16 protein-coding genes are annotated in these 16,615 nt (G+C 72.3%); 13 read left to right on the top strand and 3 right to left on the bottom strand.

Annotation, left to right across the window (positions count from 1 at the left end; genetic code table 11):
• Positions 1 to 96 precede the first annotated feature (96 nt).
• On the top strand, positions 97 to 1,266 hold the full coding sequence (locus ABZ484_RS13410) for a cysteine desulfurase family protein (RefSeq protein ID WP_358866010.1): 1,170 nt from the start codon (positions 97 to 99) through the stop codon (positions 1,264 to 1,266).
• A gap of 27 nt (positions 1,267 to 1,293) precedes the next feature.
• Here the strand turns inward: ABZ484_RS13410 and ABZ484_RS13405 are convergent, their stop codons facing one another.
• Entirely contained in the window at positions 1,294 to 1,947 is a 654-nt protein-coding gene (locus tag ABZ484_RS13405) for an N-acetylmuramoyl-L-alanine amidase (RefSeq protein ID WP_358866009.1), read from the bottom strand.
• 60 nt (positions 1,948 to 2,007) lie between these two features.
• Here ABZ484_RS13405 and mnmA point away from each other — a divergent pair, with 60 nt between their 5' ends.
• The gene (gene mnmA, locus ABZ484_RS13400) at positions 2,008 to 3,138 is read left to right on the top strand and encodes a tRNA 2-thiouridine(34) synthase MnmA (RefSeq protein WP_358866008.1); all 1,131 of its coding nucleotides are present in this window, start codon (positions 2,008 to 2,010) and stop codon (positions 3,136 to 3,138) included.
• Between the two features lie 61 nt (positions 3,139 to 3,199).
• On the opposite strand, the gene ABZ484_RS13395 is transcribed toward mnmA, so the two are convergent.
• Both ABZ484_RS13395 and ABZ484_RS13390 read right to left on the bottom strand, forming a co-directional pair.
• Positions 3,200 to 3,979 carry an alpha/beta fold hydrolase gene (locus ABZ484_RS13395; RefSeq protein ID WP_358866007.1) on the bottom strand — a complete coding sequence of 260 codons (780 nt, stop codon included), beginning with the start codon at positions 3,977 to 3,979 and terminating at the stop codon, positions 3,200 to 3,202.
• 38 nt (positions 3,980 to 4,017) lie between these two features.
• On the bottom strand, positions 4,018 to 4,341 hold the full coding sequence (locus ABZ484_RS13390; protein WP_358866006.1) for a DUF427 domain-containing protein: 324 nt from the start codon (positions 4,339 to 4,341) through the stop codon (positions 4,018 to 4,020).
• A gap of 95 nt (positions 4,342 to 4,436) precedes the next feature.
• Between ABZ484_RS13390 and ABZ484_RS13385 the strand changes: the two genes are divergently transcribed.
• The 11 genes from ABZ484_RS13385 to gatB all read left to right on the top strand — a co-directional run bounded on the left by ABZ484_RS13385 (position 4,437) and on the right by gatB (position 16,583).
• Positions 4,437 to 4,976, top strand: coding sequence for a TIGR00730 family Rossman fold protein (locus ABZ484_RS13385; RefSeq protein ID WP_358866005.1), 540 nt, complete (start codon positions 4,437 to 4,439; stop codon positions 4,974 to 4,976).
• 15 nt (positions 4,977 to 4,991) lie between these two features.
• Entirely contained in the window at positions 4,992 to 5,690 is a 699-nt protein-coding gene (locus ABZ484_RS13380) for an SDR family oxidoreductase (protein ID WP_358866004.1), read from the top strand.
• Positions 5,691 to 5,721: 31 nt separating this feature from the next.
• Entirely contained in the window at positions 5,722 to 6,729 is a 1,008-nt protein-coding gene (locus tag ABZ484_RS13375) for a methionine synthase (RefSeq protein WP_358866003.1), read from the top strand.
• A 15-nt stretch (positions 6,730 to 6,744) separates the two neighbouring features.
• The gene (gene ligA, locus ABZ484_RS13370; RefSeq protein ID WP_358866002.1) at positions 6,745 to 8,940 is read left to right on the top strand and encodes an NAD-dependent DNA ligase LigA; all 2,196 of its coding nucleotides are present in this window, start codon (positions 6,745 to 6,747) and stop codon (positions 8,938 to 8,940) included.
• A 260-nt stretch (positions 8,941 to 9,200) separates the two neighbouring features.
• Complete coding sequence (locus tag ABZ484_RS13365) at positions 9,201 to 11,459, top strand: bifunctional diguanylate cyclase/phosphodiesterase (RefSeq protein WP_358866001.1); 2,259 nt, start codon at positions 9,201 to 9,203, stop codon at positions 11,457 to 11,459.
• A gap of 560 nt (positions 11,460 to 12,019) precedes the next feature.
• Positions 12,020 to 12,391, top strand: a complete 372-nt coding sequence (locus ABZ484_RS13360; protein WP_358866000.1) for a DUF4267 domain-containing protein — start codon at positions 12,020 to 12,022, stop codon at positions 12,389 to 12,391.
• 23 nt (positions 12,392 to 12,414) lie between these two features.
• Complete coding sequence (locus ABZ484_RS13355) at positions 12,415 to 12,909, top strand: cupin domain-containing protein (protein WP_358865999.1); 495 nt, start codon at positions 12,415 to 12,417, stop codon at positions 12,907 to 12,909.
• A gap of 100 nt (positions 12,910 to 13,009) precedes the next feature.
• Positions 13,010 to 13,306: an Asp-tRNA(Asn)/Glu-tRNA(Gln) amidotransferase subunit GatC gene (gatC, locus tag ABZ484_RS13350; protein WP_006130840.1), complete on the top strand. Its 297-nt coding sequence runs from the start codon at positions 13,010 to 13,012 to the stop codon at positions 13,304 to 13,306.
• Positions 13,307 to 13,311: 5 nt separating this feature from the next.
• Positions 13,312 to 14,814 (top strand): Asp-tRNA(Asn)/Glu-tRNA(Gln) amidotransferase subunit GatA, encoded by a 1,503-nt coding sequence (gatA, locus tag ABZ484_RS13345; RefSeq protein ID WP_358865998.1) that lies wholly within the window; start codon positions 13,312 to 13,314, stop codon positions 14,812 to 14,814.
• Positions 14,811 to 15,053: a hypothetical protein gene (locus ABZ484_RS13340; protein WP_030179380.1), complete on the top strand. Its 243-nt coding sequence runs from the start codon at positions 14,811 to 14,813 to the stop codon at positions 15,051 to 15,053. The genes gatA and ABZ484_RS13340 overlap by 4 nt, the downstream gene beginning before the upstream one ends.
• Before the next feature lie 15 nt (positions 15,054 to 15,068).
• Entirely contained in the window at positions 15,069 to 16,583 is a 1,515-nt protein-coding gene (gatB, locus tag ABZ484_RS13335; protein ID WP_358865997.1) for an Asp-tRNA(Asn)/Glu-tRNA(Gln) amidotransferase subunit GatB, read from the top strand.
• Positions 16,584 to 16,615 lie beyond the last annotated feature (32 nt).

Here is a 16,615-nt window from a genome sequence, read left to right as displayed (position 1 = left end):
GCCGGCTCAGTCCAGGTGGAGCCACGGCGGTCGCTCCCAGGTCGTCGCAACCTGATCCCCGGGCCCACGACAAGCGCCCGTAGAATCAGCCTCACCATGGCTTACCTCGACCACGCCGCGACCACCCCCATGCTCCCGGAGGCGGCAGAGGCGCTGACCGCCGCGCTGGGCGTCACCGGCAACGCCTCCTCCCTCCACGCATCCGGCCGCCGGGCCCGCCGCACGGTCGAGGAGTCCCGCGAAACCCTCGCCGAAGCCCTCGGCGCCCGCCCCAGCGAGGTCGTCTTCACCTCCGGCGGCACCGAGGCCGACAACCTCGCCGTCAAGGGCCTGTACTGGTCACGCCGCGCCGCCGACCCGGCCCGCACCCGCGTCCTCGCCAGCCCCGTCGAGCACCACGCCGTCCTCGACGCCGTCCACTGGCTCGGCGAACACGAGGGCGCCACCGTCGAGTACCTCCCGGTCGACTTCTACGGCCGCGTCCACCCCGAGGCCCTGCGCGAGGCGATCGCCCGCAACCCCGACGACGTGGCCCTCGCCACCGTCATGTGGGCGAACAACGAGATCGGCACGGTGCTCCCGGTGCACGAACTCGCCGCGACGGCCGCCGAGTTCGGCGTGCCGCTGCACTCCGACGCCGTGCAGGCCTTCGGCCAGGTCCCCGTCGACTTCGCCGCCTCCGGCCTCGCCGCGATGACGGTCTCGGGCCACAAGATCGGCGGGCCGTACGGCATCGGCGCGCTGATCCTCGGCCGCGAGCACAGCCCCGTACCCGTCCTGCACGGCGGCGGCCAGGAGCGCCACGTCCGCTCCGGCACCCTCGACGTGCCCGCGATCGCCTCCTTCGCGGTGGCCGGCCGGCTCGCCGCCGAGCAGCGCGAGTGGTTCGCCCGCGAGATCGGCGCCCTGCGGGACCAGCTGATCACCGCCGTGCGCACGGCCGTCCCCGACGCGATCCTCGGCGGCGATCCGGCACCCGAGGGGCGTCTTCCGGCCAACGCCCACTTCACCTTCCCCGGCTGCGAGGGCGACTCCCTGCTGCTCCTGCTGGACGCCCAGGGCATCGAGTGCTCGACCGGTTCCGCCTGCACGGCGGGCGTCGCCCAGCCCAGCCATGTGCTGCTGGCCGCCGGCGTCGACCCGGACCTGGCCCGCGGCACCCTCCGCTTCTCCCTCGGCCACACCTCCACCGAGGCCGACGTCGAAGCGGTCGCCAAGGCCATCGGCCCGGCGGTGGAACGGGCCCGCGCGGCGGGCCTGACGTAGGGCCTGGCGTGGGGCCTCACGTCCGGATCACGCCGGCGCCCGGCGCACCAGCCGTATGTAGCGGTCCCAGTCCCAGTGCGGGCCCGGGTCCGTGTGGTCGGTGCCCGGCACCTCGGCATGGCCGATGATGTGCTCGCGGTCGACGGGTATGCCGTACCGCCCGCAGATCCGCGCCGTCAGCCGGGCCGAGGCGGCGTACATCGCGTCGGTGAAGGACGAGGCCCGCTCGACGAATCCCTCGTGCTCGATGCCGACGCTGCGCTCGTTGTAGGCGCGGTTGCCGGTGTGGAAGGCCACGTCCAGCTCGCGGATCATCTGGGTGACCTGCCCGTCCGCGCGGACGATGTAGTGCGCGGCGGCCTCGTGCCCCGGGTCCTGGAACGCCCTCACCGCACTCACGTAGCTGCCCTGGGTGACATGGACGACGACCCGGTCGATCGCGTAGTCGTCCGGGCGGTCCGCCCGCCGGTAGTTCGCCGGGGAGGCCGCCAGCCACCGCGCGCCCCCGAAGTCCACCGCCCCCGCCACCCGCGGCCGCTGCGCGCCCGGCAGCCCCCACCACAGCCGGGCCAGCCCCGAGCGCTCCAGCGCGGCCCCGCCCGCGACCACCGCCACGGCCCCGCCGAGGAGCAGTGCCCGCCGCCCCGGCCGCCGTTCCTTGTCACCGTTCCTCGCCCCCACGCGCTCTCCAACGGATATCCGGCGGCCCCGGTTCCCGCGTCCCCGTACCCTGAAAGGGCTATGACTGACACCCCGCAGCGCTCCCGCCCCCTCCGCGTCCTCGCCGCCATGTCGGGCGGCGTCGACTCCGCCGTCGCCGCCGCGCGCGCCGCGGAAGCCGGCCACGACGTCACCGGCGTCCACCTCGCGCTCTCCGCGAACCCGCAGTCCTTCCGCACGGGCGCGCGGGGCTGTTGCACCATCGAGGACTCGCGCGACGCCCGCCGCGCCGCCGACGTCATCGGCATCCCGTTCTACGTCTGGGACCTCGCCGACCGCTTCCGCGAGGACGTCGTCGAGGACTTCGTCGCCGAGTACGAGGCCGGCCGCACCCCCAACCCGTGCCTGCGCTGCAACGAGAAGATCAAGTTCGCCGCGCTCCTGGACAAGGCGCTCGCCCTCGGCTTCGACGCGGTGTGCACCGGCCACTACGCGAAGGTGATCGTGCGCGAGGACGGCGCCCGCGAGCTGCACCGCGCCTCCGACATGGCCAAGGACCAGTCGTACGTCCTCGGCGTCCTGGACGAGAAGCAGCTGGCGCACGCGATGTTCCCGCTCGGCGACACGGTCACCACCAAGGACGAGATCCGCGCCGAGGCCGAGCGCCGGGGACTCGCGGTCGCCAAGAAGCCCGACTCCCACGACATCTGCTTCATCGCCGACGGCGACACCCAGGGCTTCCTCGCCCAGCGGCTCGGCAGGGCCGAGGGCGACATCGTCGACGAGTCCGGCGCCAAGGTGGGCACGCACGAGGGCGCGTACGGCTTCACCATCGGCCAGCGCAAGGGCCTGCGCATCGGCACCCCGGCCCCCGACGGCAAGCCCCGCTACGTCCTGGACATCTCCCCGGTCACCAACACCGTGACGGTCGGCCCGGCCTCCGCGCTGGACGTCAGCGGCCTCACCGCGATCAAGCCCCGCTGGTGCGGCACCGCCCCCACCGGCCCCGCCACCTACACCGCCCAGCTGCGCGCCCACGGCGGCGAGACCGAGGTCACGGCCGAGCCGGTCGACGGCGAGCTGCGCGTGACCTTCACCGAGCCGGTCCGCGGCGTCGCCCCCGGCCAGGCGATCGTCCTGTACGACGGCACCCGTGTGGTCGGCTCGGCGACGATCGCCTCCACGGTGCGGGCGGCGGCCGGGGTGGCGTGAGAGCCGACAGGCCCCGTGCGCCGCGGAGCCGGCCGGAGTGGCGTGACAGCCGGGACGGTGCCTACGCGCCGTAGAACTCCGCCAGGACCGGTGCCAGGACCTCCGGTTCCACCGCGTGGGTCTGGCCCCTGAGCAGGCGGTAGGTGCCTTCGGAGGCGGCCAGCGCCACCTGGCGGGCCGCCTCGCGCATCCGGTCCGGGCTCGCGTCGCCCGCGACGGCCAGGACCGGCACGGCGATCGAGGCCAGCAGGTCGCGGGGGACCGGTCCGTCGCCCATCACGGCGTCGTCGTACGCCAGGGTGGGGGCGATGGCCTCCAAGCCCGGCCACATGGGGGACTGGCGTGCGCTCACGATCATCTGTTCGGCCAGACCGGTGACGCGCAGGAACAGTTCCACCGCGTCACCGCGCCGGCCCTCCGCGAGCGCGCCGGCCAGATCGTCGGAGTAGGCGGCGCGCTCCCGCTCATGGCCCTCGCGCACCTCGAACGGCGGTTCGTACACGGCGACCCGGCTGACCGGCAGCCCACCCGCCGCCGCCCGCAGCGCCAGCGCGCCGCCCGAGGAGATGCCGTACAGCGCCGCCTCGCCGCCCACCGCGTCGAGCACGGCCGCGAGGTCCTCCACCTCGCGCTCCACCGCGTACGGCGCCGTGTCCCCGCTCTCGCCGCGGCCCCGACGGTCGTACACGACGGTGCTGAAGCGGTCCGAGAGCAGCATCGCCAGCGGTGCGACCGTGGCCCCCGTGGACATCGCCCCGCTGACGAGGACGACCACCGGCCCCTGTCCGGTGCGCTGGTAGGCGATCGAGGTGCCGTCACGCGAGATGGTCTTCTTGTCCATGGCTGTGAAGACTGCCACGGCAGGGCGCGCTTGTCGGGTCACAACACCTCGACGTCGTAGAAGCAGAGGTGGTCCTTGATCCCGGCGACGTCCGGCTTCGGCTCGGGATAGGACCACACCAGGTCCTCGGCGCCCGGCACGGACCAGTACGACGCCGTGCCCTTGAAGGGGCAGTGGGTGTGGGTCTCGGACGGGGTCAGGAGGTCGAGGCGCACGTCCTCGGCGGGGATGTAGTAGCGCACGGGGCAGCCGGTCTCGCGCAGCAGCAGGAGCCGGTCGCTCTCCGCGAGGACCTGGCCGTCGTGCACGACGCGTACGTGCTGGGTGCCCTGCTCGATGGTGATCGTGTGTCCTTGGCTCATAACAGGACAGCGCTCGCGGGCCGCGCGTTCTTCCCGTGCACGGCGCACGCCTTCCCCGACACGGCGCACGCTCGGGGCCGCGTACGGTTGAGCGCATGAACATCTGCGTCTTCCTCTCCGCCGCCGACCTCGACGACCGCTACACCCGTCCCGCGCGGGACTTCGCCCGGCTGCTCGGCAAGGGCGGTCACAGCCTGGTGTGGGGCGGGTCCGACAGCGGACTGATGAAGGTGGTCGCGGACGGCGTACAGGAGGCGGGCGGCCGGCTCATCGGCGTGTCGGTGGACTTCCTGGCGAACAAGGCGCGGCCCGGCGCCGACGAGATGGTCATCGCGGCAGACCTCGCCGAGCGCAAGAAGCTGCTCCTGGAGAAGGCCGACGCGGTGGTGATCATGGTGGGCGGCACCGGGACGCTCGACGAGGCCACCGAGATCCTGGAGCTGAAGAAGCACGGCCGCACCGACAAGCCCGTGGTGCTGCTGAACACGGCGGGCTTCTACGACGGCCTGCGCGAGCAGTTCCGCCGCATGGAGGACGAGGGCTTTCTGCCGCGGCCGCTGAGCGAGCTGGTGTTCTTCGCCGACGAGCCCGCGGGCGCGCTCACGTACCTGGAGGAGTCGGTGGCCGGGCGCTGAGCCGTGGATGCGAGCATGGCGGGCATGGCTACTCATGTGATCACCGGGGCCGGCTCCGGCATCGGCGCGGCCGTGGCGCGCCGTCTGCACGCGCGCGGGGACGACCTCGTGCTGCACGCGCGCGACGCGGGCCGGGCCAAGGAGCTGGCGGCCGAGTTCCCCGGGGCCAGGACCCTGGTCGGCGACCTGGCCGAGCCGGACCGGCTGAGCTGGGCCTTCTCGCACCAGTCGCTCCCCGATCGGGTCGACTCCCTGCTGCACATCGCGGGCGTGGTCGACCTCGGACCGGTCGGCGAGCTGACCCCGAAGACCTGGCGCCACCAGCTCGACGTCAACCTGATCGCCCCGGCGGAGCTCACCCGCCACTTCCTGCCCCAGCTGCGCGCCACGCGCGGCCATGTGCTCTTCGTGAACTCGGGGGCGGGCCTGAACGCCGGCGCCGACTGGGCCGCGTACGCCGCCTCCAAGCACGGCCTGAAGGCGCTGGCCGATGCCCTGCGGCAGGAGGAGCACGCGAACGGCGTGCGGGTCACCACCGTCTACCCGGGCCGCACCGCCAGCCCCATGCAGGCCAAGGTGCACCAGCAGGAGGGCAAGGAGTACGACCCCTCCCGCTGGATCGACCCGGAGTCGGTCGCGACGACCATCGTGATGGCCCTCGACCTGCCGAGGGACGCGGAGGTCAACGACCTTACGGTGCGACCGGGACGCTGACCCCGGCCGGGCTGTTCCGTAGGCTGCCCTGGTGAGCGAGAACAGCCAGTTCAGGTTCGGTGCCGCCACCGGGGTCGGGTCGATGCCCAGTGGGGGCGCCCGTGAGGCCGCCAAGACCGTCACCGGCACCTTCGAGGACTTCCCCTTCCTGCCCGAGCTGCCCGCCCGGGGGCCGGGCGCCGACATGATCGGGCGGACGGCCGGGATGCTCGTCGAGCTGTACGCGCGCGTGGAGCCCAGCGGGTGGCGGATCGGCGACCGGCCCGGACGGGACACCAAGCGGGCCCGGTCCTGGCTGGGGGAGGACCTCGACGCCCTGGAGGAGTTCACCCAGGGGTACGAGGGGCCGCTGAAGGTCCAGGCCGTGGGGCCCTGGACACTCGCCGCCAACCTCGAACTGAGGAACGGCGAGGCCGCCCTGTCCGACCCCGGCGCCTGCCGGGACCTGGCCGCCTCGCTCGCGGAGGGGCTGCGGCTGCACCTGGCCGAGGTCGGGCGGCGGGTGCCGGGCGCGCAGCTGGTGCTCCAGCTCGACGAGCCGTCCCTGACCGCCGTGCTGCGCGGCCGGGTGCGCACCGCCAGCGGGTACCGCACCCACCGGGCCGTGGACCGGCAGATCGTCGAGGCCACGCTGCGCGACGTGGTCGGCGTGCACACCGCAGGGCCCGTGGTGGTCCACTCCTGCGCCCCCGACGTGCCCTTCGCGCTGCTGCGGCGGGCGGGCGCAGCGGCGGTCTCCTTCGACTTCTCGCTGCTCACCGAGCGTGACGACGAGGCGATCGGGGAGGCCGTGGAGGCCGGCACCCGGCTCTTCGCGGGTGTCGTGCCCACCACGGACGGCGCGTTGTCAGACCCTGCCGGTAGCGTCATGGGTGTCAGAACGCTGTGGCGCAGGCTGGGACTGCGACCGGGGCTCGTCCCGGACGTGGTCACGGTCACCCCGGCGTGCGGACTCGCGGGCGCTTCCCCCGCGTACGCGCGCCAGGCGCTCGCCCACTGCGTCCGGGCGGCGAGGTCCCTCGCGGACAACCCTGAGTAACGGGAGGACAACACGGTGGCCGGCGACAAGCAGCAAGCGGAGACAGCGGTGCCCGCCGAGGCGCGGGAGCAGCACGCCCGGCTCGCGGACCAGGTCGAGGAGCACCGCTTCCGGTACTACGTCAAGGACGCCCCCGTCGTCAGCGACGCCGAGTTCGACCGGCTCCTGCGCTCCCTGGAGGAGCTGGAGGAGCGCTATCCGGAGCTGCGCACGCCCGACTCGCCGACCCAGAAGGTCGCGGGCTCGTACGCGACGGAGTTCACGGCGGTGGAGCACCGCCAGCGGATGCTCTCGCTCGACAACACCTTCAACGACGAGGATCTCGCCGCCTGGACCGACCGCATCGCCAGGGAACTGGGCGAGCAGGAGTACCACTTCCTGTGCGAGCTCAAGGTCGACGGCCTCGCCGTGAACCTCACCTACGAGCAAGGCCGCCTCACGCGCGCGGCCACCCGCGGCGACGGCCGCACCGGCGAGGACATCACCCCTAATGTCCGGACGATCGCGGAGATCCCCGACCGGCTGAAGGGCGACGGCGTCCCGGACCTCGTGGAGATCCGCGGCGAGGTCTACTTCCCGATGGAGAAGTTCGAGGAGCTCAACCGCCGTCTGGTCGAGGCCGGCGACAAGCCCTTCGCCAACCCGCGCAACGCGGCGGCGGGTTCGCTGCGCCAGAAGGACCCGCGCGTCACGGCGACCCGCCCCCTGCACATGGTCGTCCACGGCATCGGCGCTCTGGAGGGCTACAAGGGGATGACCCGGCTCTCCCAGGCCTACGACCTGCTGAAGACCTGGGGCCTGCCCACCTCACGGCACAACAAGGTGGTCGACGACCTCGCGGGGGTCCGCGAGTTCATCGCGTACTACGGCGAGAACCGGCACTCGGTGGAGCACGAGATCGACGGCGTGGTCGTCAAGCTCGACGAGATCCGCCTCCAGGGCCGGCTCGGCTCCACGGCGCGCGCGCCCCGCTGGGCGATCGCCTACAAGTACGCGCCCGAAGAGGTCAACACCAAGCTGATCGACATCAAGGTCGGCGTCGGACGCACCGGCCGCGTCACTCCGTACGCGCAGGTCGAACCGGTCACCGTGGCCGGATCCGAGGTGGAGTTCGCCACCCTGCACAACCAGGACGTCGTCAAGGCCAAGGGCGTGCTCATCGGCGACACCGTGGTGCTGCGCAAGGCCGGTGACGTCATCCCGGAGATCCTCGGCCCGGTCGTCGACCTGCGCGACGGCAGCGAACGGGAGTTCGTGATGCCGTCCGAGTGCCCCGAGTGCGGTACGCCGCTGCGGCCCATGAAGGAGGGCGACATCGACCTCCGCTGCCCCAACGCCCGTGCCTGCCCGGCCCAGTTGCGGGAGCGGGTCTCCTACCTCGCGGGCCGGGAGTGCCTGGACATCGAGCACTTCGGCGAGGTGGCCGCCGCCGCGCTCACCCGCCCGCTGGAGCCGGCCGACCCGCCGCTGGTCGACGAGGGCGACCTGTTCGACCTCACGGTGGAGAAGCTGCTGCCCATCAAGGCCTACGTCCTCGACCCGGACAGCGGTCTGCCCAAGCGGGACCCGAAGACGGGCGAGGAGAAGGTCGTCACGGTCTTCGCCAACCAGAAGGGCGAGCCGAAGAAGAACACCCTGGCGCTGCTGCGGAACATCGAGGAGGCCAAGGCCCGCCCGCTGGCCCGGTTCCTGAACGGGCTCTCGATCCGCCACGTGGGACCGGTCGCGGCCCAGGCGCTGGCGCGCGAGTTCCGCTCCGTCGACCGCATCGAGCAGGCGAGCGAGGAGGAACTGGCGCGCACCGACGGGGTGGGACCGATCATCGCCGCCGCCCTCAAGGAGTGGTTCGCCGAGGACTGGCACCGCGAGATCGTGCGCAAGTGGAAGGCCGCCGGAGTCCCGCTGGAGGAGCAAGGCACCGGCGAGGAGGAGGGCCCGCGCCCGCTCGAGGGCCTGACGGTCGTGGTCACCGGCACCCTGGAGCAGTTCACGCGGGACGGCGCCAAGGAGGCGTTGCAGAGCCGGGGTGCCAAGGTGACCGGTTCGGTGTCGAAGAAGACGTCCTTCGTGGTCGTGGGCGACAACCCGGGGTCGAAGTACGACAAAGCGATGCAGTTGAAGGTGCCCGTTCTGAACGAGGACGGTTTCGGCGTCCTGTTGGAGCAGGGACCTGACGCGGCGGCCGAAGTCGCCCTTCCGACCGGTGAGTAGCGGTTGAAGGGCACGCGTTCCGCGCATACCAGATGCATACGGGTGGCCGGGGCGCATTCGGGCAACCGTCGACGACCGCTGCCCGTGGAAGCCTTCTGCGGCCTACTGTTGAGGTGTGCGCCTGCCGTGCCCAGCTGCGGTCGGGGCATCCCCGTGCTCCTCGACGAGTACGTGGAAGGGTTTTCCAGCGCGGTGCGGCCCGGTAGCGCCGGGCATCGGGCCGCGCGGCGCGGGCACCGCCGGCTGTGAGAGGGACGGGAATGGAACCGACCGAGAGCGCCGCCCCGCACTCACGGCTGCGCCGGATGACCGGCGCATGGCGCGGGAGCCTGGGGCGGACGGGGGAGCGTTCGGGCGCCCGGAGCCATCCGGGGCGTGCGGGCCACACCGCACGCGCGGCCGGGCACGGCACGGCGGCGATCCGCGTGCCCGCGCTGCCGGGAGGGCAACCGCCTTCCGTGCCGGGCGTGGTCTCCGTATGGCACCGGTTCCGGCCGGCCCTGCCCGCGGTGGTCGTCGCGGTGGCCGCGCTCGTCCTCGGCGCCGGCTTCTACAGGGCGTTCGCCCGCGGCCACGCGCTCTTCCCGTCCGGCACGGCCGGCTGGTCACTGGCGGTGCTCACCGGCATCATCGTCGGCCACCTGGTGATGCTCGGCCGCTCCCGCTGGTGGGGCGGCACCGGCTCCGGCACCGCCCTCACCCTGGCCGTGCTGCTTCTCTACGGCTGGGTGCCCGCCGGCCTGGTGAGCCTGGCCGTCGTCGTGCTGGTCGGCATAGCCAGGCGCCACCGCTGCCGGCCCGGCGTGCTGAACGGCGCGGTGGACATCCTCGGCATCGCCATGGCCGCCCTCGTCCTGGACGGCTTCGGCCGCGTCCCGACCGTCGAGCGGCCCTGGGATCCGGACACCTGGACCGCGTACACCGTGCCCGAGGTGGTGCTGGCCGCCGCCGTCTACCTCGCGGTCACCCGCGTCCTGCTGTGGTACCTGCACGCCCCGCCCGCCGAAGGACTGCCCACGGTCGCCCGCACCGCCCTGGTCAGACAGGGCCTGGTCGCCGTCGCCCTGCTCGGCATCGCCCCGCTGGTCTGCGTCGTCGCCGTCGCCGAACCCGTGCTGCTGCCGCTGTTCTCCATCCCGCTCATCGCCCTGGACGCCACCTTGTGGATAGCCCGCGCCCGGGCCGAGGAGCAGCTGCGCGACCGGCTGACCGGGCTGCCCAACCGGCAGTGGCTTCTGGAACGCATCTGGACCGCCCTCGACGACGCCGAACGCATCGGCGCCCGGGCCGCCTTGATGCTGATCGACCTCGACCGCTTCCGTTCGGTCAATGACACGCTCGGTCATCTCGCCGGTGACCGGCTGCTGCTCCAGATCGCCGACCGGCTGCGGCAGGCGCTGCCGCGCGGGGCGGAGGCCGCGCGGCTCGGCGGGGACGAGTTCGCCGTGTTACTGCCCGTGGCCGACTCGACGACGTCAGCGACCCGCGTCGCGCGCGCACTGGTCACCACCCTCAGCTCGCCGCTCGACCTGGACGGGCTCACCCTCGTCCTGGAGGCCAGCGCCGGTGTCGCCGTCTTCCCGGACCACGCGCTGGACGCCGAGGGCATGCTCCGCCGCGCGGACGTGGCGATGTACCAGGCCAAGCGGGACCGTACGGGCGTGGAGGTCTACGAGTCCAAGCGGGACTCCAACACCCCCGACCGGCTCGGGCTGCTCGGCGATCTGCGCCGGGCCCTGGACGCCCACGAGGTCCAGCTGCACTACCAGCCCAAGGTCCGCTTCGACGGCCACGTCGCCGGCCTCGAGGCGCTGGTGCGCTGGGTGCACCCGGAGCGCGGCAAGGTCCCTCCGGACGAGTTCATAGCGATCGCCGAGTCCTCGGGGCTGATGCCCCATCTGACGGAGTACGTGCTGGAGACCGCCCTCGGGCAGGTCGCGAAGTGGCGCTCCGCGGGCCTGTTCGTGCCGGTCGCGGTCAACGTCTCCCCCCGCGACGTGCACACCCCCGGCTTCGCCGGCTCGGTCGCCGCCCGGCTGGCCCGGCACGGTGTCCCCGCGGGAGCGCTGCAACTGGAGATCACCGAGCACGTGCTGCTGGAGGACCCCCAGCGGGCCGCCGACACGCTGGCCGGTCTGACCGCGCACGGCGTGAAGATGTCGCTGGACGACTTCGGCACCGGCTACTCCTCGCTGGTGCACCTGCGCAGACTGCCGGTGAGCGAGCTGAAGATCGACCGTTCGTTCGTGGCCCGGCTGGCGGTGGACGCCGAGGACGCGGAGATCGTGCGGTGCACGGTGGACCTCGCGCATTCGCTGGGGCTGCTCGTCGTGGCGGAGGGCGTCGAGGACGACGAGACCTGGGAGCGGCTGCGGGACCTGGGCTGCGACGCCGTACAGGGCTGGCTGGTCGCGGCCGCGATGCCGCCCGAGGAGACCACGGCATGGCTGCGGGCGCGCGGTTCGCGCGGCTGGCAGCGCCCGCGCGCCGCCCTGCCGGCGGCGGCCTCGGACGAATGACCCGCACGTCCCCCGGCCGGTTCTGAGGACCCAGCCGCGCACGCCTTGCGCCGCGCACGCCTTGCGCCGCGCACGCCTTGCGCCGCGCACGCCTTGCGCCGCGCACGCCTTGCGCCGCGCACGCCTTGTGCTGTCCGTTACCTTGCGCTGCCGTACCTTGCGCCGCGCGCCCCGGATCTCGTGCTGCCGGTGCCTCAGGCCGCCAGCGTCCGCGCCGCCAGCGTCCGCGCCGCCCGCGTCGGGGCCGCGCGTGTCCAGTGCCGCCCGCGCGGCGCGGCGCTCGGGCCGTGCTCCGGCAGCCGGTCGTGGCGGCCGGCCGTCGCGTGGTGACCGTGTCCCGGCCCTCCGACGCCGCCGGTTCCCGCGCGGCCGTCACCGTCAGCGGCTCGCGGTCCGCTCGTTCGCGCTCGTGGCGCACTGGAGCGACGTGGTCGGTTCGGTTTTCTAGCGCCGCTAGCCAATCTGTCATAGCTCTGCTAGCTTCGCTGTTGTTCCTAGCGTCGCTAGCAGCCGAACGGCTGCCATGGCCCGCGTCCAGACGTGGGAGATCGGGGAGATCCATGACCGTCACCGCGTACAGCCTCGCCGTCCTGCTCGACCTGTTCTGCGTGTTCCTCGGCTACCGGTTCTGGTTCCAGCCCGGTCCCGCCGCGGCCGGCTACGGCGTTCCGGCCGACCCGCGGGGCGACGCCGCCGCCTACCTGTCGGTCAAGGGCCTCAGGGACGGCACCTTCGGGCTGGTCGGCCTCGCCCTGCTGGCCTTCGCGGGCACCCGTGCGGAGGCCTGGTTCATGGTCTGCGTGGCACTCGTCCCGCTCGTCGACACTCTGGTAGTCCTTCGCCACGGCGGGGCGAAAGCCGTGGCTTTCGGGATCCACTTCGCCACCGCCGTCGTTGTACTGATCAGCGCCGGACTGCTCTTCGCGGTCTGACCACACCACAAGGGGGACACACCATGTCGCTGTTCGTGCCGAAGTTCGATGAGACCGTGCTGGTGCGGGACGCGGAGGCCGAGGTGGTCGGCGGTGATCCGGTCGCCGTCAAGCTGCTGGCCGACAGCAGCTCCAGCGGTGGCGCGCTGTCCACCGTGCGCGTCACGCTCGCGGAGGGCGCCGACGGAGCCCGCCCGCACGTCCACCACAACTCTGCCGAGATGTTCTACCTCCTCGACGGCGAGGCGGAGGTCCTCTCCGGGGACGACGTCGTCACCGCCGGGCGCGGCGACCTGATCATCGTCCCGCCGGACCGCCCGCACGCCTTCGCCGCCGCCCCCGGCAGCACCGCCGACCTGCTGATCGTCATCACCCCGGGCGTCGAGCGCTTCGAGTACTTCCGCCACCTCCAGCGCATCCGCCTCGGCGAGGTGACACCGGAGAGCATCCTCGAAGTGCAGGATCTCTACGACAACCACTTCCTGAAGAGCGCCCCCTGGGACACCCGTCGCGACTGACCCGCCGCGGCCCGGCACCGGGAAACCGTTTCACGCCCACCGCCCCCCGCCCCATAGGATTGGGCCCAAACCACACACACTCACCCCAGAGGAACGCTGCATGCCTGGCATCACGCGCGAGGAGGTCGCCCACCTCGCCCGGCTGGCGCGTCTGGAGCTGAAGCCCGAAGAGCTCGACCACTTCGCGGGACAGCTGGACGACATCATCGGCGCGGTGGCCCGCGTCAGTGAGGTCGCCGACCAAGACGTACCGCCGACCTCCCACCCGCTGCCGCTGACCAACGTCATGCGCGCGGACGAGGTCCGTCCGTCGCTCACCCCCGAGCAGGCGCTGTCCGGCGCCCCGGCCCAGGAGCAGCAGCGTTTCAAGGTGCCGCAGATCCTGGGTGAGGAGTGAGAGTCATGACGGACATCAACAGCATCATCCGGCTCACCGCCGCCGAGACCGCCGAGAAGATCGCCTCCGGTGAGCTCACGGCCGTCGAGGTCACCGAGGCCCACCTGGCCCGGATCGAGGCCGTCGACGAGAAGGTGCACGCCTTCCTGCACGTGGACCGCGAGGGCGCCCTCGCCCAGGCCCGCGCCGTCGACGAGAAGCGGGCGCGCGGCGAGAAGCTCGGCCCGCTGGCCGGCGTGCCGCTCGCGCTCAAGGACATCTTCACCACCGAGGGCGTCCCGACGACCGTCGGTTCGAAGATCCTCGAGGGCTGGATCCCGCCGTACGACGCGACCGTCACCCAGCGGCTGAAGGCCGCCGACGTCGTCATCCTCGGCAAGACCAACATGGACGAGTTCGCCATGGGGTCCTCCACCGAGAACAGCGCCTTCGGGCCCACCGGCAACCCCTGGGACCTCACCAGGATCCCCGGCGGCTCCGGTGGCGGGTCGAGCGCGGCCCTCGCCTCATTCCAGGCCCCTCTCGCCATCGGCACCGACACCGGCGGCTCCATCCGCCAGCCGGCCGCCGTGACCGGCACGGTCGGCGTGAAGCCGACGTACGGCGCGGTCTCCCGCTTCGGCATGGTGGCGTTCTCGTCCTCCCTGGACCAGGGCGGCCCCTGCGCCCGTACGGTCCTGGACGCGGCGCTGCTGCACGAGGTGATCGCCGGGCACGACCCGCTGGACTCCACCTCCATCGACGAGCCGGTCCCGCCGGTCGTCGAGGCGGCCCGCAACGGCAGCGTCGAGGGCATGCGCGTCGGCGTGGTCAAGCAGTTCCGCGGCGAGGGCTACCAGCCCGGCGTCATCCAGCGGTTCGACGAGTCCGTCGAGCTGCTCAAGGAGCTGGGCGCCGAGATCGTCGAGCTGGACTGCCCGTCCTTCGACCTGGCGCTGTCGGCCTACTACCTGATCGCGCCCTCGGAGTGCTCCTCCAACCTGGCCCGCTTCGACGGCCTGCGCTACGGCCTGCGCACCGGCGACGACGGCTCGCACTCCGCCGAGGAGGTCACCTCCCTCACCCGCGAGGCGGGCTTCGGCGCCGAGGTCAAGCGCCGCGTCATGCTCGGCACGTACGCGCTCAGCTCCGGCTACTACGACGCGTACTACGGCAGCGCCCAGAAGGTCCGCACCCTCATCAAGCGGGACTTCGACAAGGCCTTCGAGCAGGTGGACGTGATCGTCTCCCCGACGACCCCGACCACCGCCTTCGCGATCGGCGAGCGCGCCGACGACCCGATGGCGATGTACCTGGCCGACCTGTGCACCATCCCCACCAACCTGGCGGGCAACGCGGCCATGTCCCTGCCGTGCGGTCTCGCCCCGGAGGACAACCTCCCGGTGGGCCTCCAGATCATCGCCCCGGTGATGAAGGACGACCGCCTCTACAAGGTCGGCGCCGCCGTCGAGGCCGCCTTCGTGGAAAAGTGGGGGCACCCGCTGCTGGAGGAGGCTCCGTCGCTGTGAGCAAGGCACTGTCCAAGGCCAAGGGCTTCAAGAAGTCCAAGTCCGGTACGTACCTGTCGATGGCCACCACCGCGTTCGGCGCGATCGGTGTCGCCAAGCAGATCAAGAAGGCCCGCGCCGAGAGCGACACGCTGAGGCTGATCGACGCCGTGGTGACCGCCGCCGGCGTCGTCACCGGCCTGGCCATCCTCTACCGCGAGCTGAAGCGGCTGGGCGACGACGACGTCCTGCTGGGCTGAGAGGGAAGTTTCACCGTGACCACCATGACCGACCTGGTGTCGTACGAGGACGCACTGGCGTCGTACGACCCCGTCATGGGCCTCGAGGTCCATGTCGAACTCGGCACCAAGACCAAGATGTTCTGCGGCTGTTCGACCACGCTCGGCGCCGAGCCGAACAGCCAGACCTGCCCCACCTGCCTCGGCCTGCCCGGCGCGCTCCCGGTCATGAACAGGACCGGCGTCGAGTCGGCGATCAAGATCGGTCTCGCGCTGAACTGCGAGATCGCCGAGTGGTGCCGCTTCGCCCGGAAGAACTACTTCTATCCGGACATGCCGAAGAACTTCCAGACCTCCCAGTACGACGAGCCGATCGCCTTCAACGGCTACCTCGACGTGCAGCTGGAGGACGGTGAGGTCTTCCGCGTGGAGATCGAGCGCGCCCACATGGAGGAGGACACCGGCAAGTCGACGCACGTCGGCGGCGCCACCGGCCGTATCCACGGCGCGCAGCACTCCCTCCTCGACTACAACCGCGCGGGCATCCCGCTCATCGAGATCGTCACCAAGCCGATCGTCGGCGCGGGCGACCGCGCTCCCGAGGTGGCCAAGGCGTACGTGCGTGAGCTGCGCGAGGTCATCCGTTCGCTCGGCGTCTCCCAGGCCCGCATGGAGATGGGCCAGATGCGCTGCGACGTGAACCTGTCGCTGATGCCGAAGGGCTCCGAGAAGTTCGGCACCCGCTCGGAGACGAAGAACGTCAACTCGCTGCGGTCCGTGGAGCGCGCGGTCCGCTTCGAGATCCAGCGGCACGCGGCCGTCCTCTCCGGCGGCGGCACCATCGTCCAGGAGACCCGCCACTTCCACGAGGACACGGGCTCCACGACCTCCGGCCGGGTCAAGGAGGAGGCCGAGGACTACCGGTACTTCCCCGAGCCCGACCTGGTGCCGGTGGCGCCCCCGCGCGAGTGGGTCGAGGAGATCCGCGCGGCGCTGCCCGAGCTGCCGCTGGCCCGCCGCACCCGGCTGCTGGCGGACTGGGGCATCTCGGCCACCGACATGCAGGCGATCCTCAACGCCGGTGCGCTGGACCCGATCGTCGCCACCATCGACGCCGGTGCCGACGCCGCCTCCGCCCGCAAGTGGTGGATGGGCGAGCTGGCGCGCAGCGCCAACGAGTCCGGCAAGGCCCTGGACGAGCTGGCGATCACTCCTCAGCAGGTCGCCCGGGTGACCGAGCTGGTCGCCAAGGGTGATCTGAACGACAAGCTGGCCCGCCAGGTCATCGAGGGCGTCCTCGAGGGCGAGGGCACCCCGGACGAGGTGGTCGACAAGCGCGGCCTGAAGGTCGTCTCCGACGAGGGCGCGCTGACCGCCGCCGTCGACGAGGCCATCGCCGGCAACCCGGGCGTCGCGGACAAGATCCGCGGTGGCAAGGTGGCCGCGGCCGGCGCCCTGGTCGGCGCGGTCATGAAGGCCACCCGCGGCCAGGCCGACGCGGCCCGCGTCAAGGAGCTGATCCTGGAGAAGCTGGGCGTCAGCGAAGGCTGAGCCGGGTTCCGCGGCGTGTACGGCCGTACGGC

The organism is Streptomyces sp. NPDC006393 (genome assembly GCF_040628575.1).
In the GTDB taxonomy this organism is placed as follows: domain Bacteria; phylum Actinomycetota; class Actinomycetes; order Streptomycetales; family Streptomycetaceae; genus Streptomyces.
This window is presented reverse-complemented; position numbering and strand designations above follow the sequence as displayed.